Origin of the sequence: Coprococcus sp. LG101-27, assembly GCF_027695515.1 — a bacterium.
Taxonomy (GTDB): Bacteria; Bacillota; Clostridia; order Lachnospirales; family Lachnospiraceae; genus Allocoprococcus; species Allocoprococcus comes.
In genome coordinates this window covers 78,539-101,638 of sequence record NZ_JAQEUJ010000009.1, presented here as the reverse complement: position 1 = coordinate 101,638, position 23,100 = coordinate 78,539, and the positions used below count along the sequence as shown (strand labels likewise).

27 protein-coding genes are annotated in these 23,100 nt (G+C 41.8%); 22 read left to right on the top strand and 5 right to left on the bottom strand.

The window, feature by feature from the left end:
* Positions 1–49 precede the first annotated feature (49 nt).
* From PG766_RS08550 to PG766_RS08540, 3 genes are read left to right on the top strand one after another with little or no spacing between them, the layout of a single operon-like run.
* Positions 50–355, top strand: coding sequence for a hypothetical protein (locus PG766_RS08550; protein WP_117555854.1), 306 nt, complete (start codon positions 50–52; stop codon positions 353–355).
* A 47-nt stretch (positions 356–402) separates the two neighbouring features.
* Entirely contained in the window at positions 403–696 is a 294-nt protein-coding gene (locus tag PG766_RS08545) for a hypothetical protein (RefSeq protein WP_055158424.1), read from the top strand.
* A 1-nt stretch (position 697) separates the two neighbouring features.
* Positions 698–1,222 carry a 2'-5' RNA ligase family protein gene (locus tag PG766_RS08540; RefSeq protein ID WP_117834349.1) on the top strand — a complete coding sequence of 175 codons (525 nt, stop codon included), beginning with the start codon at positions 698–700 and terminating at the stop codon, positions 1,220–1,222.
* Positions 1,223–1,303: 81 nt separating this feature from the next.
* Here PG766_RS08540 and PG766_RS08535 read toward each other — a convergent pair whose 3' ends face one another.
* Complete coding sequence (locus tag PG766_RS08535) at positions 1,304–2,692, bottom strand: MATE family efflux transporter (RefSeq protein ID WP_118198988.1); 1,389 nt, start codon at positions 2,690–2,692, stop codon at positions 1,304–1,306.
* 180 nt (positions 2,693–2,872) lie between these two features.
* On the opposite strand from PG766_RS08535, the gene PG766_RS08530 reads away from it, so the two are divergent.
* The 5 genes from PG766_RS08530 to PG766_RS08510 all read left to right on the top strand — a co-directional run bounded on the left by PG766_RS08530 (position 2,873) and on the right by PG766_RS08510 (position 6,373).
* Positions 2,873–3,661 carry an SseB family protein gene (locus tag PG766_RS08530; RefSeq protein ID WP_055261386.1) on the top strand — a complete coding sequence of 263 codons (789 nt, stop codon included), beginning with the start codon at positions 2,873–2,875 and terminating at the stop codon, positions 3,659–3,661.
* Positions 3,662–3,681: 20 nt separating this feature from the next.
* Entirely contained in the window at positions 3,682–3,966 is a 285-nt protein-coding gene (locus tag PG766_RS08525; RefSeq protein WP_082421164.1) for an RpiB/LacA/LacB family sugar-phosphate isomerase, read from the top strand.
* Positions 3,967–4,130: 164 nt separating this feature from the next.
* A complete protein-coding gene (locus PG766_RS08520) occupies positions 4,131–4,817 on the top strand; it encodes a TVP38/TMEM64 family protein (RefSeq protein WP_118199032.1) in 687 nt (228 codons plus the stop codon).
* Positions 4,818–4,829: 12 nt separating this feature from the next.
* A complete protein-coding gene (locus tag PG766_RS08515) occupies positions 4,830–5,534 on the top strand; it encodes a TVP38/TMEM64 family protein (RefSeq protein ID WP_118198989.1) in 705 nt (234 codons plus the stop codon).
* Positions 5,535–5,674: 140 nt separating this feature from the next.
* Entirely contained in the window at positions 5,675–6,373 is a 699-nt protein-coding gene (locus tag PG766_RS08510; RefSeq protein WP_243006388.1) for a site-2 protease family protein, read from the top strand.
* A 175-nt stretch (positions 6,374–6,548) separates the two neighbouring features.
* On the opposite strand, the gene PG766_RS08505 is transcribed toward PG766_RS08510, so the two are convergent.
* A complete protein-coding gene (locus PG766_RS08505; protein ID WP_118198990.1) occupies positions 6,549–7,763 on the bottom strand; it encodes a DUF4317 domain-containing protein in 1,215 nt (404 codons plus the stop codon).
* 160 nt (positions 7,764–7,923) lie between these two features.
* Between PG766_RS08505 and PG766_RS08500 the strand changes: the two genes are divergently transcribed.
* Positions 7,924–8,166: an AbrB/MazE/SpoVT family DNA-binding domain-containing protein gene (locus tag PG766_RS08500; protein ID WP_044998617.1), complete on the top strand. Its 243-nt coding sequence runs from the start codon at positions 7,924–7,926 to the stop codon at positions 8,164–8,166.
* A gap of 3 nt (positions 8,167–8,169) precedes the next feature.
* Entirely contained in the window at positions 8,170–8,469 is a 300-nt protein-coding gene (locus PG766_RS08495; protein WP_055158410.1) for a type II toxin-antitoxin system PemK/MazF family toxin, read from the top strand.
* A 44-nt stretch (positions 8,470–8,513) separates the two neighbouring features.
* On the opposite strand, the gene PG766_RS08490 is transcribed toward PG766_RS08495, so the two are convergent.
* A complete protein-coding gene (locus tag PG766_RS08490; RefSeq protein WP_008369771.1) occupies positions 8,514–8,960 on the bottom strand; it encodes a GatB/YqeY domain-containing protein in 447 nt (148 codons plus the stop codon).
* Between the two features lie 167 nt (positions 8,961–9,127).
* On the opposite strand from PG766_RS08490, the gene PG766_RS08485 reads away from it, so the two are divergent.
* Genes PG766_RS08485 through PG766_RS17105 form a run of 3 tightly spaced genes read left to right on the top strand, consistent with a single transcriptional unit; the run spans position 9,128 to position 10,858 of the window.
* On the top strand, positions 9,128–10,021 hold the full coding sequence (locus PG766_RS08485) for a radical SAM protein (RefSeq protein ID WP_173686679.1): 894 nt from the start codon (positions 9,128–9,130) through the stop codon (positions 10,019–10,021).
* Between the two features lie 14 nt (positions 10,022–10,035).
* On the top strand, positions 10,036–10,689 hold the full coding sequence (locus tag PG766_RS08480; protein WP_022221085.1) for a YkgJ family cysteine cluster protein: 654 nt from the start codon (positions 10,036–10,038) through the stop codon (positions 10,687–10,689).
* Between the two features lie 31 nt (positions 10,690–10,720).
* Positions 10,721–10,858 (top strand): helix-turn-helix domain-containing protein, encoded by a 138-nt coding sequence (locus PG766_RS17105; protein WP_118199033.1) that lies wholly within the window; start codon positions 10,721–10,723, stop codon positions 10,856–10,858.
* A 94-nt stretch (positions 10,859–10,952) separates the two neighbouring features.
* Here the strand turns inward: PG766_RS17105 and PG766_RS08470 are convergent, their stop codons facing one another.
* Both PG766_RS08470 and PG766_RS08465 read right to left on the bottom strand, forming a co-directional pair.
* Entirely contained in the window at positions 10,953–12,023 is a 1,071-nt protein-coding gene (locus PG766_RS08470; RefSeq protein WP_330428623.1) for a CdaR family transcriptional regulator, read from the bottom strand.
* Between the two features lie 421 nt (positions 12,024–12,444).
* Complete coding sequence (locus PG766_RS08465) at positions 12,445–13,572, bottom strand: glycerate kinase family protein (protein ID WP_118198993.1); 1,128 nt, start codon at positions 13,570–13,572, stop codon at positions 12,445–12,447.
* A 271-nt stretch (positions 13,573–13,843) separates the two neighbouring features.
* Between PG766_RS08465 and PG766_RS08460 the strand changes: the two genes are divergently transcribed.
* The 9 genes from PG766_RS08460 (at position 13,844) to PG766_RS08420 (ending at position 23,087) form a co-directional block, all read left to right on the top strand.
* The gene (locus tag PG766_RS08460; RefSeq protein WP_118199034.1) at positions 13,844–14,701 is read left to right on the top strand and encodes an aldo/keto reductase; all 858 of its coding nucleotides are present in this window, start codon (positions 13,844–13,846) and stop codon (positions 14,699–14,701) included.
* Positions 14,702–14,868: 167 nt separating this feature from the next.
* Positions 14,869–16,848, top strand: a complete 1,980-nt coding sequence (locus PG766_RS08455; RefSeq protein WP_022221079.1) for a sodium-translocating pyrophosphatase — start codon at positions 14,869–14,871, stop codon at positions 16,846–16,848.
* Positions 16,849–17,045: 197 nt separating this feature from the next.
* A complete protein-coding gene (locus PG766_RS08450) occupies positions 17,046–17,480 on the top strand; it encodes a C-GCAxxG-C-C family protein (RefSeq protein WP_182438617.1) in 435 nt (144 codons plus the stop codon).
* On the top strand, positions 17,481–18,164 hold the full coding sequence (locus PG766_RS08445; RefSeq protein ID WP_022221077.1) for a TIGR04282 family arsenosugar biosynthesis glycosyltransferase: 684 nt from the start codon (positions 17,481–17,483) through the stop codon (positions 18,162–18,164).
* A complete protein-coding gene (locus PG766_RS08440; RefSeq protein WP_022221076.1) occupies positions 18,157–19,134 on the top strand; it encodes a (Fe-S)-binding protein in 978 nt (325 codons plus the stop codon). Before PG766_RS08445 ends, PG766_RS08440 begins: the two co-directional genes overlap by 8 nt.
* An 18-nt stretch (positions 19,135–19,152) precedes the next feature.
* Complete coding sequence (locus PG766_RS08435; RefSeq protein WP_117555897.1) at positions 19,153–20,034, top strand: LysR family transcriptional regulator; 882 nt, start codon at positions 19,153–19,155, stop codon at positions 20,032–20,034.
* Positions 20,035–20,139: 105 nt separating this feature from the next.
* Positions 20,140–21,399 carry an ABC transporter substrate-binding protein gene (locus tag PG766_RS08430; protein WP_118198994.1) on the top strand — a complete coding sequence of 420 codons (1,260 nt, stop codon included), beginning with the start codon at positions 20,140–20,142 and terminating at the stop codon, positions 21,397–21,399.
* 1 nt (position 21,400) lies between these two features.
* Entirely contained in the window at positions 21,401–22,264 is an 864-nt protein-coding gene (locus tag PG766_RS08425; protein ID WP_118198995.1) for an ABC transporter permease, read from the top strand.
* A 13-nt stretch (positions 22,265–22,277) separates the two neighbouring features.
* The gene (locus tag PG766_RS08420; protein WP_118198996.1) at positions 22,278–23,087 is read left to right on the top strand and encodes an ABC transporter permease; all 810 of its coding nucleotides are present in this window, start codon (positions 22,278–22,280) and stop codon (positions 23,085–23,087) included.
* Positions 23,088–23,100 lie beyond the last annotated feature (13 nt).

Sequence of the window (23,100 nt, the reverse complement as noted above, 5' to 3'; positions counted from 1 at the left end):
ACATAGAAGTTTGTAACTTTTTATAAGTTTTCAGTAACGGTGGATCGGTATGGACATTGCAACAATGGTTGCAATCAATAATCTGAATATGATGACAATGATGCAGGCCATGCAGCAGAGACAGAATGTAATTACGATTTTAAGCAATGGAAAGGAAGAGCGGATTATGGAAGGTTCAATGTTAGATCAGTATATGGGAAAAAGTTGTACAGTAAGTCTTTTTAACGAAGTAGGTGCAATTAAAGGAACACTTATGGAAGCTGATTCCCAGTGGATCAAAGTGGATGCAGGGAAAAAGGGAATACAGCTGATCAACCGGAATATGGTCAGAAATATTACATTTGATAACAAATAAAAATATGCTATACTGTTCTTGAACTTTGAGTAAGGAGGAACAAACAGATGGGAAATGTACACAGTATAGACGTAGAAGAGGATCAGTTTGCATACCGTTATGATACGCAGCTTTTGATTGACAGAAGAGATGAAGATCTGGATGAAGATGAGATTGCAGAATATATATCCGAACATTTTGAAGGAAACTGTCTGATCGCGGTAGGAGATGAAGATCTGATCAAAATTCATTTCCATACAAACGAGCCATGGAAGATTCTGGAATATTGTAATAGTATTGGCGAGATTTACGATATCGTAGTGGAAGATATGATCCGGCAGTCAGCTGGGCTAAAAGGATAGTATGTACCTGATATCACTTTATTTTGACGAAGGGACAAACAAGAAGATCCAGTTATATATGGAACAGATTGCGCAAAGAACGGGCAATATGGCGATGATTGACGGAAAGGTTCCGCCACATATTACCTTGTCGGCATTTGATATGGCAGAAGAAGAGAAAGCAATCGCCGGCTTTACGGCAATGGAACAGGAATTTGAAAAAGGACAGATTTTCTGGTGCTCGGTAGGGATGTTTCTGCCACATACAATTTATTTGTCACCGGTTTTAAATGCATATCTTCAAAAGCTGTCAGAGTCTGTTTTCTCAAAGATCAGATATCTGGAGGAGGTACGGATCCAGATCAGATACCAGCCGTTTTCCTGGTTCCCGCATACAACACTGGGAAAAAGACTGAACCAGGCGGAAATGCGGGAGGCATTTGTTGTGATGCAGAACCAGTTTGCACCGTTTACAGGTGAAGCGGTTGAGATTGGGCTTGCGAGGACGAATCCATACAGGGATTTATGTAAGATAAAGTTAAAATAAAAAGAAGATTTTCGCGGATCTGAATCGACACGTGAAAATCTTCTTTTTCGCTATCAGAGGAACTATCCGAGCACAGTTCTACTAAAGTTTTCCCTCTGGAACCCTGGAAATGATCGTCCGGTTGATCCGTACCAGGAAGAAGGAGGATACCATAAGTGAAATGACCTCCGCAATCGGGAAGGACCACCACACTACATGAAGACCGCCAAGCTTTGCAAGGATATATGCGGCAGGAATCAGTACAAATAACTGACGCATAATGGAGACGATCATACTGAAAAATGCTTTTCCAAGAGCCTGAAATACTGTTCCTGATACAATACAGAACCATGCGATCAGATAGTGGATTCCGATGATCCGCAGGGCAGGAACTCCGATGGTGAGCATCTCGTCCGATGCATTGAACATACCTAAAAGTATCTGTGGGATTCCTTCAAAGCAGAGGAATCCGATGAAGGTGAGGCAGAAGGCAACCAGCATACTGAGCTTGATCGTCTTGAGCATACGTTTTCTCTGACCGGCACCATAATTGTAGGCAATGATCGGAGTAATCCCATTGTTGAGACCGAATACCGGCATGAAGAAGAAACTCTGTAGCTTAAAGTAAACGCCGAATACAGCAGTTGCGGTTGATGAAAACTCGATCAGGATGCGGTTCATGCAGTAAGTCATAACCGATCCGATGGACTGCATAATAATCGTTGGAATTCCAACTGCATAAATGGTGCCGATAATATGGAAATCGAGTCTGAACCCATGAAATTTCAGTTTCACATCATGATTGTACCGGTGGTTACAAAATCCGGCGACAAGTGCGGCAACGCATTGTCCGATCACGGTTGCAACAGCAGCTCCGGTCACACCCATTTTTGGAGCTCCGAGAAGTCCGAAGATCAGGATTGGATCAAGAATGATGTTAGTGATTGCCCCTGTCAGCTGGGAAGTCATACTGAAGATGGTTCTTCCGGTTGAAGTAAGAAGACGCTCAAAGAAGACCTGTGCAAGCAGCCCGAAAGAAAAAATCATGACGGTGCTTAAGTACTCAATTCCGAGTTTCATGATCTCCTGGTCAGCATTTCCAATCTGACTTGCGTAAAAAGGACGGACGATCGTAAAGCCAAGAATGAAAAATACGAGATAGCTGAAAAAATATAAAACGGCAGCGTTGCTTGCAGTTGCATTTGCTTTTTTGAAATTTTTCTCTCCAAGTGATTTGGAAAGGAGTGCATTCATGCCGACACCGGTTCCGGTTCCAACTGCAATAAGCAGTGTCTGGAGTGGAAAGGCAAGTGAAACGGCGGTCAGTGCATTTTCCGATAATTTAGCGACAAAAATACTGTCTACGATGTTGTACAAAGCCTGTACCAGCATAGAAATCATCATAGGCAGAGACATATTAAATAATAGTTTTCCGATGGGCATGGTACCCATTTTGTTTTCTGCAGGTGCAGATGTATTTTCCTGATTCATTTTCTCATTCCTTTCTGTTCTGATAAAAGAGTAAAAATATTGTAAAAACAGCCACTAAACACATATGATATAGGAAAATACGAAGATAATCAAGTGGAATAAGGGAGTATAAATTGACTTCTTTCGGACAGACGGGTATAATTCTTGTTATATGGAGAAATAGGAAAGGGATATACTAGAATGAGTAATACAAATCAGAAAATCGAAACTTTAAATAAACTGCGTACTACAGAGGCAATTTATGTACTGATGTCATCCTGTACAAGAATGCCATATGTGGTCTGCGATCCGGAGACATTTGATGATGAGATCCTTCTTTATTACACAGAAGCGGAAGCGAAAGAAGAGGCTATGAAGCTTCAGAAGGAGGGAAATCCAATGCAGCTTGTCAAGGTGGATGAAAATTCCCGCCTGTCATTTTTTACCGGGTTGTTTCCAATGGGAGTCAACTGTATTCTGGTGGACAAAGGTTTGGACGGACAGATTACTGTGCAGCTTGACGAATTGATCACGAGACCGAAGGATGAAGAACTGCCAGAAGGAAAAATACGTGTAGAGAATCCGGAACTGGTGCTGACTGCAGCGTATTTTATGCAACAGATGAGAAAGCCGGATAAACCGGAGATGACGGATGAGTTAAAAGAACTGAACGAAGAAATGCTTGCCCATTATCAGGAGGGGCGTTATATTGTGACTGTTCAGGAGGACAAAGGAATTCCGATTCTGAAACAGAAAGATGGAAAAGTGTATCAGCCAATCTTTACGGATGTGCAGGAAGTTAAGAAATTCCAGAACCTGAACAAGGGTGTGACATTGAAAACCGCTGTTGTAGAAGGAAGTAAGATTCCGGAAATTCTTTCGCCGGAAGCATTTGGCGTTGCAGTCAATCCGTTTGGGGTGAACCTGCAGTTGCAGATAAAGAGAAAACCGGCGAAAACGAAAGAAAACGAAAACAAAACACAAGAATAATCGAAAATAAAAAAGAAAAAATGAAAATTGCAAGAGGAATCCTGATCTGCGGAACAGGTATCGGGGTAAGCATTGCTGCCAACAAAGTTCCGGGAGCTTATGCAGCACTGGTTAACAATGTATATCAGGCTCAGAGAGCACAGCTCAGTAACAATGCTAACATTATCACACTTGGTGCACAGGTTACAGGAATTGAGCTCGCAAAATGCCTCGTAAAAGAGTACTTAAGCGTAACTTTCGATCCGGAATCCCGTTCTATGCCAAAGGTGGCAAGAATTACAGAATACGAAAAAGAAGGTAAATAATCTGAGTTATTCAGAAAGCGTAAAGGGCAGTCCATCAAGGGCTGCTTTTTGCTATAGAAAAACACGATAAGGATATACAATTATAGTATAAATGTATTTGAGATAGAAGGGAAAATGTGATAACATTAGATAGCAAAATTCAAAAAGGGGAAAAGGAAAAAGAGATGAAAAACAAGAAGCTATGGATATTTGGGGGAATCATCCTTTTGATTGTGATCCTGAATCATATTTTTGACTGGTCTTCTTACATAAGTACTGCAGAAAATCTTGAATTTATGAAGCGGATAGTGCAGAATAATCTTCCTCTGGCAATTCTATTGTATATGGTATTGACAGTTGTTGGGTGTGTGGTGCTTGCGCTTCCGGGAGTGACGTTTGCGATACTGGCAGGACTTCTCTTTGGACCAGTAATCGGTACGATTTGTTGTTCTCTGGCAACAACGATCGGGGCGGTTCTTGCATTTATTGCAGGACGTTTTTTCTTGAAAGACAGTATTGGACCAGTGGTTGCAAAAAACCGTATCTTGAAAAAATGGTTGTTTGACGATACTGGCTGTAATGAATTATTTGTTCTTATGATTACACGTCTGGTTCCGGTATTTCCATTTAATCTGCAGAATTTTGCGTATGGTATTACAGATATCCGTTTTAGTACGTATGCAATTGGTTCGTTGATATTTATGCTACCTGGTACAGCGATGTATACGGTTGGTACAGCAGGCCTTGCGGATAAGGAGAATAGGTTGCTTTATATTGGAATAGCAGTAGTGCTGGCAGTTGTAGTCACGATAATCGGGATGATCCTGAAAAAGCGTTACCTGAAAGATGACCTGGAAGAAAATAAGGAATAAGGAGTAAAAAGTATGGAAAAAAAGAAAAATATTTGGGTGGGGAAAATAGTAGTGATCGTTTTGATTATTGTATCAATCGGAAGTTATTATGTATTTCCGTCCGTAAAACATGTGATGAATCAGGTATTTAAGATGTTTGCTAGTGGAGACTTTGCAGTGGTCAGAGACTTTGTAGCATCTTATGGGGCATATGCGGCATTGATTTCATTTTTGCTTATGATTTTTCAGTCGATTGCAGCGCCACTTCCGGCATTTCTGATTACATTTGCAAATGCGAATCTTTTTGGATGGTGGCAGGGAGCTATTCTGTCATGGAGCAGTGCGATGGCAGGAGCAGCGGTATGCTTTTTCATTGCAAGAATACTTGGACGTGATGTGGCAGAAAAGCTTACGAGTAAAGCTGGAATGCGGCAGATAGATACATTTTTTAAAAAATATGGAAAGAATACAGTTCTGATCTGTCGTTTGCTTCCGTTTGTTTCGTTTGATATTGTAAGTTATGCAGCAGGACTTACTTCGATGTCGTTTATATCTTTTTTTGTGGCAACTGGTGTGGGACAGCTTCCGGCAACGATTGTATATTCTTATGTTGGAGGAATGCTGACAGGAGGAGCGAAGCTTCTGGTGACAGGACTGCTGATCCTGTTTGCTCTGTCGGCACTGATTTTTATGGGGAGAAAGATCTACATGGACAGACAGAATAAAAAAGCAAAATAAATGGTATAAAAAAGTCATTATCTATGGATGGGATAATGACTTTTTCTGTACAATCTTTAGAAAAAATTTACATAATCTTTCTTGAATCCGTTTTCTCTTGGGACTATAATAAACGTTACTAAGAAAATCGGGAGGATATTATGCTGTTTCAGAATATAGGACTGACCAGGGCAATGTATCAGTTTTTCCAGACTTTAATCTACGTTGCGCCTGCTACATTACTTGCAGTTTCGTTGCATGAATTTGCACATGGATATGTGTCATATAAACTCGGGGATATGACACCAAAATATGACGGAAGACTGACCTTGAATCCATTTAAGCATCTGGATGTGTGGGGAACGTTATGTCTGCTTGTCTTTCATGTGGGATGGGCAAAGCCGGTAAGGATCAATACCAGGAATTATAAGAATAAAAAAAGAGATACGATTCTTGTGGCAGCAGCGGGAGTAGTCATGAATTTCCTGCTTGCGTTTGTCTGTATGATTCTGCACGGGCTTTTGTATAAGTACGGATCGAGTGGGTTGATTCTGAATTATCTTTATGTGCTTACTTATTATGGAGCAGTGCTGAATATTGGACTTGGTGTGTTCAATCTGATTCCGATTCCGCCCCTTGACGGATCGAATATTCTTGCTGAGATCTTTCCGAGGGTAGCAGAGTTTTACTGGAAGATCCGACCGTATAGTATGTGGATTCTGCTTCTGTTACTTGGAACAGGAATTCTGGATGTGCCGATCAGTCTGCTGAATTCTGCAGTAATCAATGGAATGTGGAGTTTTGTGAAAGCAATTCTGAGAGTTGGATTTGTGACGACCGGTGGAGGAACTGTGATTTAGGAAAAGATGAAAAACGGGAATTGTAGTAAATGAGAATGAAAAATGCGTATAGAATAATGCAGGTAGTCGAGAGGATTACCTGCATTTTTCGTATACATTGTAAAACTGAAAAGAAATTAGGAAATATTACGAAAGACATTCAATAAAAATGTCTTTCGTATAATATGTAAGGCATTTAGAATGGAACATCCATTTCATTTTCGGATGTATCGCTTTTGGATTCATCAGATTCATCAGGGGTAGAAGACTTTGGAAGTCCTCCGGATACGGCAGTCTTTGCACTGATTCCGTTGATCTCAACGCGGTCGTCAACGACAATGACCAGGCATTTCTGACCATCGATAATACGTGTTTCTACAAGATCTGCGCATTCCGGGTTTATCTGAATGGTGATGTCCGGAGTTTTAATCTCGAATTTTTTGAGGCTTGCAATATTGGAGGCAAGGAGTGTACCGTGCTCGCCGGCAGCGGAATCGTACTGCGTATCGAATGTTTCCAACTTTTCTTCTTCGACACCGCTTTTTGCAAGGAGGTATTTAACTTCTGCTTTGTCAAGGGCGAGTGGTTCCGGATTTTCAGAATTCTGTTCAATCATTTCATTCAAGTTTTCGTGGATATTTTTGACCGTATCGTAGTCGCAGTCATCTCCGAGCGTTTCTTCGATCAGTGTACGGAAAGTTTCTTTCTGATCTCCGGCGGTGAGTGGCGGAACACATCCAAGAAGCAGATCGGTCAGACCGTTTCCGAGATTCTCTGCATTTTTTGAATAATAAAGTAGATTGTGAATATCGGTGCTGCGGTCATTAAAAGCAGGGAAGAGGAAACCGGCATCCGGCATCTCTACGATCCAGTCACGGATACGCTCATGGAAGCTGTTCTCTTCTGCATGATAACTGAGTCCTGGCTTGGAAAGCTTGACCGGACAGAAGGTACACATGATGTAATCATAGACTTCATCGGATGCATCGAACATTTCACTTCCGTCCGTTGATTTTCCCGGAATATCGTAGGCTGCATGGACCAGCAGGATCAGATAGTTCTCGGCATAATCATAGGAATCGATGACGCGATTATAGAATTCTTCCAGAAGAGCGTCGTCAGTAAGCCGGCTGTTTCTTAATTTGAGAAGAAATTCCTGTGTACCACCTTCCGATTCGGTCTCCAGAGGAAATTCCATATTCAGAAGATTTTTTCCGATCGTACCGGACAAGGACTTTCTGAAAATATCAAAATACTTGAACATTTCCTCTTCCGGAAGAGAAAGGAAAGCATCTTTCATCTCCGTTTTTTTCTCTTTTTCACCATCTACATAGCATCCGCAGATGCGGGTGATCGCACAGTTGGATGGGGTGAACTGTTTTTTGATTTCAGTAACTTCTTTTTTATTCATAGTAAGTAAATCCCCTTTTGGTAATTGTGATTTTGTAAAAGACTGATGCTTATGAATTATAACATATTTTGAGGAAGAGTGTGATTAGGAGAGAAAATTATTTGATTATTTTCAGAATAATGTATATACTAAGTATATACATTATATGGAGGTGAATTTTATGCAAACACAGGTAAAAGCATGGGGAAATAGTCAGGGAATCAGACTTCCAAAAGATATTTTACAAGAGGCCAATGTAGAAATAAATGATATGCTGGAAGTAAAAGTATCGGATGGTATGATTATGCTTGTTAAGACCTTCAGGCATCAAAAATTAGAAGAAAGAGCTGAAAAGTTTGGTGGTAAGTTAAATCTTGATGGAGAATACGAATGGGATAAGCCGGAAGGAAGAGAGGTGTGGTAGAAAATGGAGATACAGCAGGGGGATGTTTTAAAAGTGGAAAAAATTAAGGATCCTGTATTTGTTGCAAGTAAAAATTTTTTTAATCAGTCGGGAGAAATAATTGGCTGTCCAATATTAGGAGAGAGTACAGAAAGCCCACTTCACATTTATGTTGAAATGGATGAAAATAAAGGTTATATCCAATGTGAACAAATGAAAATGTTAGACTTGAGAGTCAGGGGGTATAAAATAATAGATCGTGTAAAAATGGCAGATGTAATTAATGTAACAGACGCAATACAGAGTATATTCGACTATATATAAATGCAGGGAACCAATCCGGAACCCTGCATTCATAATATCTGCTATTAAGCCATCATTCCTGTGAGAATATCATTCACAAGCTTTCCGTCAGCTTTTCCTTTTACTTTCGGCATCAGTTCTTTCATGATACGTCCTTTATCCTTTGGTGTCGGAGCATCAATTCCAAGACCGGAAAGGACACCTGCGATCACTTCTTTGATCTCAGCTTCGTCCATCATCTTCGGAGCATACTGTTCAAGAACAGCGATACGTTTCTCGCATTCTTCAATAATGTCTGTACGATCAGCAGGAGTCATCTCCAGAGTTTCTTTTGTCTGTTTGATCTCTTTTAAGATAACCTGAACTTCTTCTTCTTCGGTAAGATCGGCACGTTTGTCGATGGCTTTGTTCTTAAGGGCTGCAAGAAGAGCAGATAATGTCTCTTTTGTGTCCTTATCCTTTGCTTTCATGGCTGCGACCATAGCGCTTCTTACTTCATCAATTTTACTCATTGTATATTCCTCCAAACTTGAGGCAAAATGCCTGTCTGCACTTTATTGTAGCAGATGGGAAAAGAATTTTCAATCTCTGGAAGAGGAAAACTTGGGTGGCTATTTTTCAAAAAGTGCGGTATACTGATAGGAATGAATCAGGGATAGATGAGAGGTTAAGCGATAGGATGAGTGGCTGTACATTATGTCCGCGGATGTGTGGGGCGGACAGGGAGAATGGAAAGACAGGTTTTTGCGGAGAGACAGGGGAGATCCGGGCGGCGAGAGCGGCGCTTCATATGTGGGAGGAGCCCTGTATTTCTGGAAAGGAAGGATCAGGGACGGTCTTTTTTACGGGATGTACCTTAAGATGTGTGTTCTGTCAGAACCATGAGATTGCGGGAAGCAAGGTTGGCAAAGTGATCTCAGAAGAGCGGCTGGCGGAGATCTTTCTGGAACTGCAGGGGAAAGGTGCGAATAATATCAATCTTGTGACGCCGACGCATTTTGTGCCACAGATCATCCGGGCGCTTCAGAGTGCGAAGGAGCAGGGGATGTATTTGCCGGTTGTTTATAATACAGGCGGTTACGAGAGAGTGGAAACTTTGAAAATGCTGGATGGTCTGGTGGATATTTACCTGCCGGATTTCAAATATTTAAATACAGATCATGCGAAAAAATATTCGATGGCGGAGGATTATCCGGAGATTGCGAAGGCGGCTCTTGCCGAGATGGTAAGACAGACAGGAGAGCCGGTATTTGATGAGCGCGGAATGATGAAGCGTGGCGTGATCGTGCGTCATCTGCTTTTGCCGGGATGTCTTGCGGATGGAAAAAGAGTGGTGAAATATTTGCATGAAACTTATGGAAACCGGATTTATATGAGCCTGATGAGCCAGTATACGCCACTGGAGAGTCTGGATGCGGTAAAATATCCGGAGCTGAACCGGAAAGTGCCAGAGTATGCGTATGAGAAACTGGTGGACTATGCGATCTCGCTTGGTGTGATGCAGGCGTTTATACAGGAAGGGGATACGGCAAAGGAGAGCTTTATTCCACCGTTTACACTGGAAGGAGTATAGGAAAGGAGATTGATATGAAAAGACAGGTGACAATGGAAGAAATTTCAGATGGAAAATTATATACCAGCAATGATCTGGTAAAAGCAGACTGTGGCGATTGTGAGGGATGCCACGCCTGTTGTACGGGGATGGGAAGCTCGATTGTGCTGGATCCGCTGGATATTGTCCGGATTTGCAGGGGAACAGGAGCGGCTTTTGAGACTTTGCTTGCAGGAAAGATTGAACTGAATGTGGTAGACGGAATCATTTTGCCGAATCTGAAGATGGCAGGAGCGGAAGATGGCTGTGGTTTTCTGACTGAGGAAGGAAGATGTGGGATTCATCCATTTCGTCCGGGAATCTGCAGGCTTTTCCCGCTTGGAAGATATTATGAGGAAAATGGTTTCCGCTATTTTCTTCAGGTACATGAATGTCAGAAAGAGAACCGGGCGAAAGTAAAGGTCAAAAAATGGCTTGATACACCGGATCTGAAAAAGTATGAAACGTATATTGCCAGATGGCATGGATTACTGATTCAGTTACAGGAATTCATTGCAGCACACCCGGAGAGCGCAAAAGCGGTCAGCATGGATGTACTGCAGAGATTTTACCTTACTCCGTATCAGACGGAAGAATTTTACAGTGAATTTTTCCAGAGAATGGACGAAGCAAAAAAGGCATATTGTTAAATACAATTGAAATAATCGGCAGCCAGGGAGTATTGATCTGTCAGAAATTCTGGAAAGGTGCCACGGAAACCGGAACCTTGCGGCAAAAGAGCTGGGGATCAGTACGACGACGCTCTGGCGGAGGATGAAGGAAAGGCTGTCCTGTTTTTTGACGAAAATCTGTAAGTAAACTTATCTGTCAAGAATATTTTCTTATATGGACAAACCTGTACACGGATATGGAAGATGTGTGCACAGGAATCCGTGTCTGGGATTTAAAAATATCACAACTGCAAGGCAAGATATAAAAGCACCGCATCCTTGAAAACACGCGGATTCAGCCCGCATTTCTGATAAATATGATTCAGCTTGTACTGCACTGTGTTTTTGTGAAGAAACAGCTTCTGGCTGGTTCCGAGAAGAGACATATTTGCTTCAAAGTAAGTCTGAAGCAGATTTTTTTCTTCATCAGAAAGTGCAGAGATCGTTTTTTGCAGATAAGCATTTTTTTCCTGCTCCGAGATGGAAGAGAGCAGAATTTCCAGTGTCATATCATCGAAAAAAGCAATCCCGTTTTCCGAACTCCGGCAGTATTTCAGCGCAGTGAGTGCAGACTGGTAAGAAAGAGAAAGCTGGAAAAGCTGACATTTCTTTCCGACTGCAATGGAGAGCAAAGCTCCACAGTCTGCGGTAAAATCAGCCAGTATCTGATAGAGAGCGGCTTTGCCGGAGTTTTCCAGCACGGCAAGATATTCATTTGGATAATAAAAGGTATAAAGAGTAATACCAAGCGTGCCGAAAAGTCCGATGATCTTCTGTTCAAGGGAAGAAGAGTTGTTGTGTCCATCCGGTGATGACTGGATGATCAGAAGCCGTTTCTTTGTCCCTGGATTTACCTGAAGATCTGAAAGGCAGGTGTCCAGATAATCCGGATCAGCAATCTCATTCCGGATCAGGGCATCGATAACAAAGTGTTTTTTATCTTCCAGAGAGCGGCTCAGTCGGTTCAGCTCTTTTTCACGGATCAGCAGATGGGTAATCCGGTCGGCAAGATGGACGTACTGGCGGACCTGGTCCGGTTCTCCGGTAATTCCGATCACTGCAAGAAAACTGCCGTGATAATAGAGTGGCATATTGATCCCTTTTTGTGTTCCGGGAAAATCATCATCTGAAAAAACTTCGATTGTCTGTTCTGTCTGGGCGGCTTTGTGACCGATGGCATGAAACGTACCAATCCGGTCGGCGTTGGTACTTGCAAAAATCATTCCCTGCTTATCGATAAAATTGATATCCTGTCCGCAGGTGTCTTTGATCGTGTTTACTACCTGAAAGGCAAGTGATTTGTCTAACTTCATTTTAAACATCCTCCGATTCTGGAAAAGAAGTTGCGGGAATGATGCAGATGCTTATCCAGTATTTAACAGGATAAAGAGAACGGTATCATTACCACTTATTTAAGAATTGTAGCATTATTTGGAGAGAGGAACAAGGTGGAAAGGTACAAGGGGAAGATTGCATAAAAGAAGAACTGGAAAATGTATATGATTCACAAAAATGCAATATATGAATGAAAGATTTCAAAATATGAAATAAAACAATTGCTGAAAAAGTATAGATTGACAGAAAAATATCATGTTGAAATGAAGATCTGTCAGGTCGTAGATCGTTGTGTTGTTGATGGTCAGTGTAGGAAAAGAAGAAAATCATAAAGAAAAGAGAGTATTTCTGTAAAAACTATACAAAAACACTCTCTGAAATTTGTAAATAATATTAAAACTATAACAGACGGAATACCTGTTCTACAGCTGCTGCCATATTTGATTTTGCATTTTTGGGATCCATTGCTTCGGCTAGTGTTGTGATTCCACGGACGATCGGGAAGAATGCATCGATTCCGGCCGCATTGCAGGCTGTTGCTTCCGGGGTGACGCTTCCGGCAAAAGCAACGACTTTGGAGCCGTATTTTTTTGCAAGTCTTGCCACACCGACAGGAGCTTTTCCCATAGCGGTCTGGTGATCGAGGCGTCCCTCGCCGGTAACAGTGATATCTGTGTCTTCTAATTCTTTTTCCAGTTCGACAGCGTTAAGAATCAGATCGATTCCAGGAGTCAGCGTAGCATTTAAATAACTGAGAAATGCAAAGCCAAGACCACCTGCAGCACCGGCACCTTCTGCAGATGCATAATCATTATGAAGAAATTTGGAGGTAACAGAAGCATAATGATTCATTGCCTGATCCAGTTCTTCTGCTATTTCCGGTGTGACACCTTTTTGTGGACCATAAATATAGGTAGCTCCGTTCTTTCCGCAAAGTGGATTAGTTACATCACAGGCAATATGAAAACTGCATTCTTTGAGAATTGGGTTAGCTTTTTCTATTATAATAGAAGATACCCGTTCAAGCGCCTGTCCGCCTTCGCCGACATCCTGTCCATTTTCATCAGAAAATTGATAGCCAAGTGCCTTAAGCATTCCAATTCCACCATCATTTGTTGCGCTTCCTCCAATTCCAATAATGAAATTGCGGATACCGCGTTCCATGGCATCTGCGATCATTTCACCGACACCGTAAGTGGTTACAGTAAGTGGATTTTTTTCAGATTCTCTTACCAGGATAATTCCGGCAGCGGCAGCCATTTCGAGGATGGCAGTATTTTTTTCTGCCAGATATCCGTAATGTGCATTTACCGGAGTACCAAGAGGACCAGTCACTGTAAGATCAATACGCTCACCACCAAGTCCTGCAATCAGGGCATCTGTGGTGCCTTCACCACCATCTGCAAGTGGTTTTACGACAACATTCGCATCCGGGTGTGCTTTTAAGATTCCTTCCTTTGCAGCCATTCCGGCTTCAATCGAAGTGAGACTTCCTTTAAATGAATCAATTGCAACTACAACTTTCATAATTTCTAATCTCCTTATCATTGAATTTATTTTATGATAAATCCAGTGTATCATGGATTGAAGGAAAAAAGAATGTTATAAGAAATAATAAAAAGAATAAATAAACATAAAAATATGTCCCTTATAACATTTGCAAAAAGTGGGATTTTTCCTATAATATGAGGTGTTCGAGGATTGCGGGAATTGCATAGCAATGGAGCAATCCGGTTACATCAGTATAGTAAAAACAGGCAGTAAGGAACAGAAAAACAAAATGCAGGGAGTGGAAATCATGAATAAAAAGGAGATAAAACTGAGTAATGGAATGGAAATGCCAAGACTTGGAATGGGAACCTGGTTTCTTGGAGAAAATAGGAGCAAAGACGCGGAAGAGACAGCGGCACTCAGAGCAGGAATTGATGCGGGAATACGATTGATCGATACAGCGGAAATGTATGGAGATGGAAGATCAGAGCAGTTGATCGGACGAGCAATCCAAGGGTATGACCGCAGCAGGTTATTTCTTGTATCGAAGGTATATCCGCATAATGCCGGAAGAAGAAAAATTTTCAAAAGTCTGCAGCAGACACTGAAAAATCTACAGACAGATTATCTGGATTTGTATCTTTTACACTGGAGAGGAGGGATTCCACTTGAGGAAACGGTAGAATGCATGGAACAGCTTGTGAAAGAAGGAAAGATCCGTAGCTGGGGAGTATCGAATTTTGATACAGACGATATGGAAGAATTGTTTTCAGTGCCGAATGGAAATCATTGCGTGGTGAATCAGGTGCTGTATCATCTGGGCTCCAGAGGAGTAGAATTCGATCTTCTTCCGTGGCTGAAAGAACACAATGTGCCACTTATGGCATACTGTCCGCTGGCGCAGGCAGGTGATCTGCAGAAAGATCTTCTGCAAAGCAGTGCAGTGAAGGAAGTAGCGCGGATTCATGGAATTACACCAATGCAGGTGCTTCTGGCATTCGTTTTGTATAAGGAAAATGTGATTGCCATTCCAAGAAGTGGAAAGGCAGAACATGTACTGCAGAACTTGGAGGCGGGAAAGGTTCATTTGACAGTGGAGGAATATGCCAGATTAGATGCTGCTTTTCCGGCACCTCGGAAAAAAACATATCTTGATATTGTGTAAATCCCAATGGAATGTGGACGGTGAGATACAAATTAAAAACATAGAGAAAGACCACACTTATAGATAAACAAAATAAAACTTATTGAAAATTTAAAAAATTGTTTTGCATTCTTGTTCTTTTTATGATATTGTCTTTAGAGGTACAATAATTCAGGGAGGAACAAGAAATGAATAATTACATGTATCTGGTCCCGATTGCAGCTGTTATTGCTTTATTATTTGCAGCATATCTTGCTGGTAAAGTAGGAAAACAGGATGCAGGTACGGACCGCATGAAAGAGATTGCAGGCGCAATCGCGGAGGGCGCAAGAGCTTTCCTCATGGCTGAATACAAGATTCTGGTCATTTTTGTAGTAGTGCTTTTTGTACTGATCGGATTTGGTATCAGCTGGGTAACAGCAGTATGCTTTGTAATTGGAGCACTTTTCTCAACAGTTGCAGGATACTGTGGTATGACAGTCGCTACAAAAGCGAACGTAAGAACTGCTAACGCAGCAAAAGAAAGCGGAATGAATAAAGCATTATCAATTGCTTTTTCTGGCGGGGCCGTTATGGGAATGTGCGTAGCAGGTCTTGGAGCACTTGGCGTAAGCCTTGTGTACATTGTTACAAAGAACGTAGATGTGCTTTCAGGATTCAGCCTTGGTGCATCTTCAATCGCACTGTTCGCCCGTGTTGGTGGTGGTATCTACACCAAAGCAGCAGACGTTGGTGCAGACCTTGTTGGTAAAGTAGAAGCAGGTATCCCGGAAGATGATCCGCGTAACCCGGCTGTTATCGCTGACAATGTAGGTGATAACGTAGGTGACGTTGCAGGTATGGGAGCTGACCTTTTTGAATCTTATGTTGGTTCACTTGTATCAGCACTGACTCTTGGAGCAGCAGCAGGAGCTGTATCCGGAGTTCTTTATCCGCTTGCGATCGCAGGATGTGGTCTGATTGCTTCTATCATCGGAACCTTCTTTGTAAAAGGTGATGAGAATTCGAATCCACAGAAAGCTCTCACAAAGGGAAGCTATGCAGCTTCTATCGTAGTTATTGTTGTAGCACTTGTACTGAGTAATGTACTCTTCGGAAAGATGAGTGCGGCAATTGCCGTTATCGCAGGTCTGGTTGTTGGTGTGATCATCGGTAACATCACAGAGTACTACACATCAGCAGACTACAAACCGGTTCAGGGAATCGGAGAACAGTCAGAGACTGGTGCAGCTACTACAATCATCAGTGGTCTTGCAGTAGGAATGAAATCTACAGCAATCCCGCTTCTCCTGATCTGTGTAGGTATTTTTGTATCTTACTCAGTTGCAGGACTTTACGGAATCGCACTTGCAGCAGTAGGTATGCTTTCTACAACAGGTATCACAGTTGCCGTTGATGCATACGGACCGATCGCAGACAATGCAGGTGGTATCGCAGAAATGTCAGGATTGGATGAATCTGTTCGTGAAATCACAGATAAGCTTGACTCAGTAGGAAATACAACTGCAGCTATGGGTAAGGGATTCGCGATCGGATCAGCAGCCCTTACCGCACTTGCACTTTTCGTATCTTATGCACAGGCAGTTGGTCTTGAAGCAATCAACCTTCTTGACTACAGAGTAATCATCGGTATCTTTATCGGTGGTATGCTTACATTCCTCTTCTCAGCATTTACTATGGAGTCTGTATCAAAGGCTGCATACAAGATGATCGAAGAAGTAAGACGCCAGTTCCGTGAAAAACCGGGCATTATGAAAGGTGAAGAAAAACCGGATTATACATCATGCGTTGCAATCTCTACCACAGCAGCTCTTCACGAAATGCTGCTTCCGGGTGTGATGGCAGTCGTAGTACCGCTGATCGTTGGTATCGTTCTTGGTGTGGAATCCCTCGGTGGATTACTTTCCGGAGCACTTGTTACAGGTGTACTTATGGCAATCTTCATGTCCAACGCTGGTGGAGCATGGGATAATGCTAAGAAATACATCGAAACAGGACATCATGGCGGAAAAGGAAGCGAAGCTCACAAAGCAGCAGTTGTTGGTGATACAGTAGGTGATCCGTTCAAGGATACATCAGGACCGTCTATCAACATCCTGATCAAACTTATGACAATTGTTTCACTTGTATTTGCACCGTTATTCTTATCAATCGGTGGATTACTGTAAGAATTGAATAAAGTAAAAGAAATCCTTCATTTGCGGGAAACCGCAGATGAGGGATTTTTTTGTAAAAGGCACGAATTATTTGATTTATAAATAAGACAAGCAAATTATAGTTAAATACGATAAGACAATCTATAGAAATAGGACTGGTTTGATGTTAGAATGAAAAAGTGATGTAAGATGACAAAGGAGAGAGAAAAATGATAGAAGAAAGTATGATTCGGGAAAAATTTATAAAAGGATATGATTGCTCTCAGGTCGTTCTGTCTTATTTCGCAGAGAGACTTGGGATTACGGAAGAGATGGCGAATAAAGTCTCGGCTTGTTTTGGAGGTGGAATGATGCATGGGGATATATGCGGTGCATTTACCGGAGCAATCATGGCTGTTGGATTAAAATATGGACACTGGGATGTGAATACTCTGCTTCGGCAAAAAGAAGAAATGATGAACAAATATGCAGAATTTAGAGCATTGTTTCTGGAAAAGTTTGCAACAAACAGTTGCAAAGAGTTATTAGGCTATGATGTATCGCTTCCGGAACAGCTTGAAGAAGCACTTTCGAGTGGCAGAATGCTGGATTTTTGTCCTAAAGTAGTGGAAAGTGTGATTGAAATGTTGGAGGAAATATTATAGATGAAAGATGCACTTATTTTATTTACGAGGGTGCCGATACCAGGACAGACAAAGACCAGGCTGATGCCTTTTCTAACTGGGGAAGAGTGCGCGCGTCTACATGCCTGCTTTGTAAAGGATATATATGAAAAAGCAAAGCAGGTGGATGCGGATATTTTCGTGTTTTTTACACCAAAGGATGAAAAGAAGCTGCTACAGCAAGTTCTTGATAATGAGACAGTATGTCTTCCACAATTTGGTGATGATCTTGGTGAAAGGATGAAGAATGCGATTGGAATCGTACTGAGAATGGGGTATGAGAAAGTAATTCTGATCGGGACAGATATTCCGCAGATTCATCCGGAAACACTGAAAAATGCATTTGATAATCTTGGGGGAAAAGATATTGTGATTCATCCTACATTTGATGGAGGGTACTATCTGATCGGAATGAAAAAAGAATATGATTCTATATGGAAAATTGAACGATACGGAACGAATACAGTTATTTATGATACCTTACAGCACATGAGAAATGAGAAGCTCTCTACGGCGGTAGGTCAGATGTATTATGATGTGGATGATAAGGGAGATTTGTACCACCTGTATGAGGATATTGAAAAGGGAGCAATTTGTAACTGTCCAATTACGATTGATTATCTGGAACTGGGACTGAAAGGAAAGCTGGATAAAAATTATGAATAAGTGGGATTTGGATGCATGTATCCATTGTGGAAAATGTACCAGAAGTTGTCTGTTTCTGGAAAAATACGGAATTGATCTGCCGGTATTAAAAGAAAAACCGGAGCTGGCATATCATTGTTTCTTGTGTGGAACCTGCGGGTGTGTCTGTCCAAAAGGAATTGATGGAAAAGAGATTGCACTTGACAGTCGGAGAAAATTGGTTGAAGACGGAGGTGGGAAGCTTCTTGATAATTCATATGACGGACTGCTCTTAGAAAAGAATCCGTATAAATTTGCAAATTACCGCCATTCAAAAAAGAAAGCAGTTTTTTTTACGGGATGTAATTTTCCGTCTTTTTTTCCGAAAACGACAGATAAGTTGGTGGAAGAATTCGCAAAATATGATGTGGGAGTTGTATATGACTGTTGTGGGAAACCGATTGAAGAACTGGGACTTGTTTCAGAGGCAGCGGGGATCATTGAGCGAATCAACTGGAAATTAAAAGAGTCAGGAGTAGAACAGGTGATCATGGCATGTCCGAACTGCTATTATTTTTTAAAAGGACGACTGGATGCGGAGATTATCAGTGTTTACGAAAAAATGGCAGAGCTTAAAATTGGAAATATTTATCAAAAAGAAAGGATTCCAATGTATTATCCATGTCCGGACCGGAAAGACAGAAAGTTTGAATATGATATGAAGCCATTCCTTGTCGGAAAGGTAGAAGATGCATTCAGAGATGTACAGTGTTGCGGGCTTGGTGGATGCGCAGCTGGAAAAGAAGCGGATGTGGCACAGGCACTGACAGACCGTGTAAAAGCATCGAGGGAGCCGGAACTTTATACATATTGCGCTTCGTGCATCTGTAGTTTCAGAAGGAGAGGATATGAAGATGCAAAGCATTTGCTACCGCTTATTATGGGAATCGATGAAAAGGTACCTCTTGGGAAAACACCTATTTTGAATCGGGCAAAATGTAAATTTAAATAGGGGAGTCGTGGGAAAAGAATGACGATTAAAGAATTAGAGGAATTTCGGATGATTTGTCAAAGAGGAAGTCTTGCGAGGGCTTCAAAAGAGCTTTTTATGTCACCACAGGGACTCAGCCGTGTACTGAAAAATCTGGAAAATGAACTGGAATGTACGTTGCTTGACAGGGTTGCCTCCGGGATAGAACTGACAGAGAGTGGACAGAGGCTGTATGATTATGCGAATACGGTTCTTAGCGAATATGACAAATTGAAAAAAGAAATTGATATGATACGTGCGAGTGAGGAAGGGACAGTAGAACTTCTGGTTGCCTATGATATCCTACGTTACCTGACGCCAGACTGTATTCTGGAATTTCAGAAGAAATATCCGAATGTGACATTTTCTTATATGGAATATCCGGATCGGATCGTAGAGAAAATGCTGCTTGACAAAGAAGGGAATGTGGCATTGTCGATCGGACCATTTGCAGGAGATTGTTTTGATATGAAAAGTTTAAAAAAATGCAGTCTGGGGCTTCTGGTCTATGAAGGACATTCTCTGGCGAAAAAAAGAGAAGCAACTATTCTGGATCTGGAAGGCGAGCCTCTTTATCTTGAAAACAGCAGTTTTAAACTCAATGAGTTTATTCAGAGCAGATGCTGGAACCGGGGATTTGAACCGGATATTGTATTTGAGACAAATGGATTTGATCTCTGCTATAAAATGTGCCGGCTGAAGAGAGGGATTTCTGTGACGATTGACTTTGTCCATGAAGATATGAATACAGAGGGGCTGGTCATGATTCCTTTCGCAGAAGATGATATGATCTGGGAAATCGGTCTTCTTACGCTGAAGGACAGAGCAATGGAATCATCGGTAGAAAAATTCTATAAGTATATAGAAAAATACAATAGCTAAACGAAGTGTTGAGGGGCAACAACAAAGCAGGAATGAAAAACAGCGTGCTTTTTGTTAATAATTTGTTATAATGAAGGACGGAGAAAATGAAGGAGGAAAATTTTAATGAAAAAGAGAATTGCAGCGCTGCTTTTAAGTACTGTGATGGCGTTTTCCTTAACAGCATGTGGAAACAGCGCAAAGACAGAAAAAGCAGACAACAAAGAAACCAAGCAGACAACCGAAGCCGTAGAGGATATGAGCTTCGATGAAATGGTGGATGCAGCCAAGGGTACAACCGTTACATTTTACGGATGGGGCGGAGATGATAGCTTAAATGACTGGCTTGATAACTACTATGCACCGCGTCTGAAAGAAAAATATGACATCACACTGGAACGTGTACCGATGGATATTGATGCGATTTTAAGTCAGCTTTCCGGTGAAATTTCAACAGATAAAAAAGATGGCGATATCGATATGATCTGGATTAATGGAGAAAACTTCAAGACCTGTAAAGAAAACAACATGCTTTACGGACCGTTTGCAGAAGAACTTCCGAACTTCCAGTCTTATATTGATACAGATGATGAAGAGACAAATGCAGACTTCTGCTTTCCGATTGAGGGATATGAAGCTCCATACGGAAAAGCACAGCTTGTTATGATCGCAGATACAGCAGTAACACCGGATCTTCCGACAAACACAGATGAGTTCATGGAGTTCTGCAAAGCGAACAAAGGAAAAGTAGCTTATCCTGCATTACCTGACTTTACAGGAAGTGCATTTGTTCGTAATGTGATTTACGATATCTGCGGATATGAACAGTTCATGGATATGGAAGCTGATAAAGAGACTGTAAAAGCAGCAATTGAGCCAGCTCTTGAATATCTGCGTGAACTGAATCCATACCTGTGGAATGAAGGAAAGACTTTCCCGAAGGATTCTACGGCACTGACCAATATGTACTCTGACGGAGAAGTTGTAATGGATATCTCTTACAGTGCATATTCAACAGCTACCAATATTGAAAATGGTACTTACACAGAAACATCTCAATCCTTCCAGTTCGATAAAGGAACAATTGGAAATACAAATTACATTGCAATTGCAGCAAATTCAGGAAACGTAGCAGGAGCCCAGGTAGCAATCAACGAGATGATGGATCCGGAAGTACAGGCAGATCGTTTCACAGAGATCCGTACCATTCCGGTTGTAGATTACAACAAATTAAACAATACACAGAAAGAAGCATTTGATAAAGTTGAAATCGGTAAGGGAGCAATCTCTCAGGATGAACTTTTATCAAAACGTCTTCCGGAAATGCCTTCCGCACTTGTACCGATCATCGAAGAGATCTGGGCAGAGGAAGTAGTAGGAAAATAAAATGAAGAAAAAAATGACACCTTATATACTGTTGGTGCCGCAACTTATATTAGGCGTAGTTTTTATTATTGGTCTGGGAACTGGAATCATCCAAAGTTTAGGGGTGATTCCAGCTTTTGGGTTAACGGAACCGACGCTGAAATATTATAAGGAGGTACTGATAAGACCGGATCTTTTGCAGTCATTAAAATATAGTCTGTACATTGCATTTATGTCGGCTTTTCTTGCCACAGTAACAGGAACATTTCTGTGTGCAGTTCTGGTGAGTGCCGGAAAAGTGCGCGGAATCATTATGCGGATTGTTCAGATTCCGATCATTGTTCCCCATGTTGTTGTGGCACTCTTTATTGTAAATATTCTTTCGCAAAATGGAATCCTTGCGAGAATCCTTGCAAATGCAGGACTGATTACGGATCAGCAGCAGTTTCCGATGCTGATCTATGACAGATATGGACTTGGTGTAATTCTTGCCTATCTGTGGAAGGAAATTCCATTCATAATCTATTTTGTGATTGCTCTGATGGCGAATATCAATGGCAGTCTTGGAGAAGCAGCGACCAATCTTGGAGCGAATAAACTTCAGACCTTCATGAAAGTAACGCTTCCTTTATGTATGAATACAGTGCTCAGTGGTTTCCTGATCATCTTTGTATTTACACTTGGAGCATATGAGCTGCCGTTCATACTTGGAGCAACGACACCAAAGGCGCTGCCGGTTCTGGCTTATCTGGAATATACCAAGCCGGATCTGCGGGCGCGACCGTATGCGATGGCGATCAATGGAATCCTGATCGTGATCTCTCTGATTGCAGCAGTTTTATATTACATATTACTTCGCCGGAGCACGAAGAAGCTGGCAGGTTAGGAGGAACAGGAAGATGAAAAGAAAAAAGAACATCTGGGAAGGTCTGATCATAGGCATTTTTATTTTCCTGGTGATTGTACCAATTCTTACGATCCTTGTCTGGGTAGGGACAGAGAGATGGGCATGGCCGTCACTTATCCCGCAGAAATTTTCGATGAGAGCGGTGAATGGAATACTGAGAAACAGGCAGCAGCTTGTGCGACTTTGTATGTCCAGTCTTTTCATATCGGCTTCGGTCGCGTTCCTGTCGGTTGTGATCGGAACAATGACGGCGAGGGCGCTGGAATGCTATGACTTTTTTGGAAAGCGGCTGTTTTCATTTATGTCGATGCTTCCGTTTCTTGTTCCGGGAACCGTGTTTGCGATGGGGGTTCAGATTACATTTATTAAGTGTGGACTTAGCGGAACTGTTCTGGGGGTTATTATTGTCCATCTGATCTGCTCTCTTCCATATGCAGTGACACTGATGCAGGATGGAACAAGAGCAATGGGGGTAAAGCTGGAGGAGCAGGCAAGAGTTCTGGGGGCTGGTGCGCTTCAGGCGTTTTTTAAAGTGACACTTCCGAATCTGTTTCCGGTCATGCTTTCTGCGTTTTCGATGGCATTTGTTGTTTCATTCAGTCAGTATTTCCTGACGTTGATGATCGGCGGGGGAAATGTCAAAACATTTGCGATCGTCATGGTTCCATATCTCGGAAGCGGAGAACGTAATTTTGCCAGCATTTACAGTGTGATATTCCTGGTGTTCATGCTTCTGGTGTTTGGAATACTGGAATGGATCGTGGGACGTTTTACAAAGGCACAGGAAGTAGAATATTATTAGGCAGGAGGAGCAC

Excerpts from the sequence above, each read along its gene's own strand:
- PG766_RS08550 (WP_117555854.1), top strand. The coding sequence starts at position 50 with ATGGACATTGCAACAATGGTTGCAATCAATAATCTGAATATGATGACA.
- PG766_RS08545 (WP_055158424.1), top strand. The coding sequence starts at position 403 with ATGGGAAATGTACACAGTATAGACGTAGAAGAGGATCAGTTTGCATAC.
- PG766_RS08540 (WP_117834349.1), top strand. The coding sequence starts at position 698 with ATGTACCTGATATCACTTTATTTTGACGAAGGGACAAACAAGAAGATC.
- PG766_RS08535 (WP_118198988.1), bottom strand. The coding sequence starts at position 2,692 with ATGAATCAGGAAAATACATCTGCACCTGCAGAAAACAAAATGGGTACC.
- PG766_RS08530 (WP_055261386.1), top strand. The coding sequence starts at position 2,873 with ATGAGTAATACAAATCAGAAAATCGAAACTTTAAATAAACTGCGTACT.
- PG766_RS08525 (WP_082421164.1), top strand. The coding sequence starts at position 3,682 with ATGAAAATTGCAAGAGGAATCCTGATCTGCGGAACAGGTATCGGGGTA.
- PG766_RS08520 (WP_118199032.1), top strand. The coding sequence starts at position 4,131 with ATGAAAAACAAGAAGCTATGGATATTTGGGGGAATCATCCTTTTGATT.
- PG766_RS08515 (WP_118198989.1), top strand. The coding sequence starts at position 4,830 with ATGGAAAAAAAGAAAAATATTTGGGTGGGGAAAATAGTAGTGATCGTT.
- PG766_RS08510 (WP_243006388.1), top strand. The coding sequence starts at position 5,675 with ATGCTGTTTCAGAATATAGGACTGACCAGGGCAATGTATCAGTTTTTC.
- PG766_RS08505 (WP_118198990.1), bottom strand. The coding sequence starts at position 7,763 with ATGAATAAAAAAGAAGTTACTGAAATCAAAAAACAGTTCACCCCATCC.
- PG766_RS08500 (WP_044998617.1), top strand. The coding sequence starts at position 7,924 with ATGCAAACACAGGTAAAAGCATGGGGAAATAGTCAGGGAATCAGACTT.
- PG766_RS08495 (WP_055158410.1), top strand. The coding sequence starts at position 8,170 with ATGGAGATACAGCAGGGGGATGTTTTAAAAGTGGAAAAAATTAAGGAT.
- PG766_RS08490 (WP_008369771.1), bottom strand. The coding sequence starts at position 8,960 with ATGAGTAAAATTGATGAAGTAAGAAGCGCTATGGTCGCAGCCATGAAA.
- PG766_RS08485 (WP_173686679.1), top strand. The coding sequence starts at position 9,128 with ATGAGTGGCTGTACATTATGTCCGCGGATGTGTGGGGCGGACAGGGAG.
- PG766_RS08480 (WP_022221085.1), top strand. The coding sequence starts at position 10,036 with ATGAAAAGACAGGTGACAATGGAAGAAATTTCAGATGGAAAATTATAT.
- PG766_RS08470 (WP_330428623.1), bottom strand. The coding sequence starts at position 12,023 with ATGAAGTTAGACAAATCACTTGCCTTTCAGGTAGTAAACACGATCAAA.
- PG766_RS08465 (WP_118198993.1), bottom strand. The coding sequence starts at position 13,572 with ATGAAAGTTGTAGTTGCAATTGATTCATTTAAAGGAAGTCTCACTTCG.
- PG766_RS08460 (WP_118199034.1), top strand. The coding sequence starts at position 13,844 with ATGAATAAAAAGGAGATAAAACTGAGTAATGGAATGGAAATGCCAAGA.
- PG766_RS08455 (WP_022221079.1), top strand. The coding sequence starts at position 14,869 with ATGAATAATTACATGTATCTGGTCCCGATTGCAGCTGTTATTGCTTTA.
- PG766_RS08450 (WP_182438617.1), top strand. The coding sequence starts at position 17,046 with ATGATAGAAGAAAGTATGATTCGGGAAAAATTTATAAAAGGATATGAT.
- PG766_RS08445 (WP_022221077.1), top strand. The coding sequence starts at position 17,481 with ATGAAAGATGCACTTATTTTATTTACGAGGGTGCCGATACCAGGACAG.
- PG766_RS08440 (WP_022221076.1), top strand. The coding sequence starts at position 18,157 with ATGAATAAGTGGGATTTGGATGCATGTATCCATTGTGGAAAATGTACC.
- PG766_RS08435 (WP_117555897.1), top strand. The coding sequence starts at position 19,153 with ATGACGATTAAAGAATTAGAGGAATTTCGGATGATTTGTCAAAGAGGA.
- PG766_RS08430 (WP_118198994.1), top strand. The coding sequence starts at position 20,140 with ATGAAAAAGAGAATTGCAGCGCTGCTTTTAAGTACTGTGATGGCGTTT.
- PG766_RS08425 (WP_118198995.1), top strand. The coding sequence starts at position 21,401 with ATGAAGAAAAAAATGACACCTTATATACTGTTGGTGCCGCAACTTATA.
- PG766_RS08420 (WP_118198996.1), top strand. The coding sequence starts at position 22,278 with ATGAAAAGAAAAAAGAACATCTGGGAAGGTCTGATCATAGGCATTTTT.